The 1,962-nt window shown below is 72.3% G+C and carries 2 protein-coding genes; one reads left to right on the top strand and one right to left on the bottom strand.

The genetic code is table 11. The features are described 5' to 3' along the window. Window positions 1-835 (top strand): DNA polymerase domain-containing protein (locus QH283_RS21540; RefSeq protein ID WP_280504785.1); only part of this gene is annotated, 835 nt, incomplete at its 5' end. A gap of 26 nt (window positions 836-861) precedes the next feature. On the opposite strand, the gene QH283_RS21535 is transcribed toward QH283_RS21540, so the two are convergent. Next, on the bottom strand, window positions 862-1,554 hold the full coding sequence (locus tag QH283_RS21535; RefSeq protein ID WP_280504784.1) for a hypothetical protein: 693 nt from the start codon (window positions 1,552-1,554) through the stop codon (window positions 862-864). Window positions 1,555-1,962: the final 408 nt, after the last annotated feature.

Genomic DNA, 1,962 nt, shown 5'->3' with positions numbered 1-1,962 from the left:
GCTCGAGCGCTATCCCGACGGCGCGTCCGGCAAGTCCTGGTTCCAGAAGCGGGTGCCCGCCTCCGCCCCGGACTGGCTGCACACCGTGGAGGTCACCACCCCGAACGGCACCACCAGCGACGCCCTGGTCGCCCACGACCTCGCGCACGTGCTGTGGGCGGTCAACCAGGGCTGCCTCGGTTTCCATGTCTGGCCCAACCGGGCACACGATCTGACCGTCGCCGACGAGTTGCGCATCGATCTCGACCCCTCCCCCGGTGTCGGCTACCCCGACCTGGTCGAGGCCGCCCGGCTCACCCGGGCGCTGTTCGACGAACTGGGCATCGAGTCGGCGGTGAAGACCTCCGGCTCGCGTGGTCTGCACATCTATGTGGCGCTGGAGCCACGCTGGGACGGCTACCAGGTGCGCGCGGCCGCCGTGGCGCTGGCGCGCGAGCTCGAGCGCAGGCATCCCGAGCAGATCACCGCGCAGTGGTGGAAGGAGGAGCGCGGGCGGCGGGTGTTCGTCGACTACAACCAGAACGCCCCGCACAAGACCGTCTTCGGCGCGTGGAGTGTGCGGCCCAAGGTGGGCGCGCAGGTCTCGACGCCACTGGCCTGGGACGATCTGGACTCCGTCGCCCCGGAGGAGCTCACCATCGCCACCGTGCCGGGCAGGCTCGCCGAGTTCGGCGACCCGTGGGCCGACCGCGCGCCGCAGTCAATCGCTGCGCTGCTGGAGATGTCCGAGCGCGACATGGCCGCCGGGCTCATGGACGCGCCCTGGCCGCCGCAGTATCCGAAGATGCCGAACGAGCCGCCGCGGGTGCAGCCGAGCCGGGCGAAGAGCCACTGACCGCGCCCCGGCGCCGTGCCGCCGGTTCAGCTGGTCCAGAGCACCCAGGCGGCGCCCGAGGCGCCCTGGCTCTCGCACACCACCGCCCGGCCGTCGGCGGTGCGACCCGATTTCGAGATGGTCTCGTCGCAGGTCTCGCCGGGCTCGTAGACGCCGGTGCCCACGTGGTACGGCCCCGACCACTGATGACCGCCGTCCGCGCCGGCGGCCTCGAGGCACAGCAGGGTGCCGCCGTCGACGCCGGTGCCGAGCATGCCGAGCTGGCCCGCGGTGCAGGACGCGCCCTTGTGCACCACCGGCGCCTCCACGGTGGTGGTGACCGCCTCGGGCCGCGCCGAGGGCAGGTCGGCGGGCGGTGCGCCGGCCGACAGCGTCGGCTCGGCAGCGGCCGAGCTGGTGGTCGTGGTGGCGTCACCGCTCGCCAGGGTGTCCGACAGCGAGCTGCCCGTCAGCACCACCACCGCGGCCACGGCGGCGGCCTCGGCGATGCCGATCAGCACCGCGAAGGTGGCCATGGCTTTGCCCTTGGGGTGGCCGAAGGCGATCAGCCCGAAGACGATGGCGACCGGGAACAGCGCGAGCAGCGCGGCGACGAGCGCGATCACCGCATACGGATTGACCATCGGGCGGGACTCGACGAACGGATCGTCGATTTCCCGATCCTCCGGCCACGCCTGCGGCCACGCCTCGTTCTCCTGCCATTCCCGAGTCCGTGCCATCCCGGTCCCTCTCGCATTACCCACAACCCTCGCGCGGCGCCCCGGAAGCGGCGATCCCACACACAGCTATCCGGGGAAACAATAGTGGCCCGGCGCACATTCGCCACCGGAATGCGTCGCCCATCATCGGCGCCGTGAGTAATTCCGGTCACATCACGGATGTGAACGCGGGCCGGAATCCCGCGCGCCGGAATACGCGCCGCATTCGCGGCACGGCCGAAATTCCCGGCGGCAAACTTCCGGCGAAATTCCGGCGCGCGTGAAATGCCGGTGGGGGGGGGGGCGGGGGGGGGGGGGGGGGGGGGGCGGGGCGGGGGGGGGGGGGCGGGGGGGGTGTTAGTAGGAGGGGGGGCAGGGGGGGGAGAAGGGGAGTGGGGTGGGGGGGTGTGGGGGGGGTGTTTTTATGTG

The organism is Nocardia farcinica, assembly GCF_029867845.1.
Classification (GTDB): domain Bacteria; phylum Actinomycetota; class Actinomycetes; order Mycobacteriales; family Mycobacteriaceae; genus Nocardia; species Nocardia farcinica_A.
This window is presented reverse-complemented; position numbering and strand designations above follow the sequence as displayed.

Excerpts from the sequence above, each read along its gene's own strand:
- QH283_RS21535 (WP_280504784.1), bottom strand. The coding sequence starts at position 1,554 with ATGGCACGGACTCGGGAATGGCAGGAGAACGAGGCGTGGCCGCAGGCG.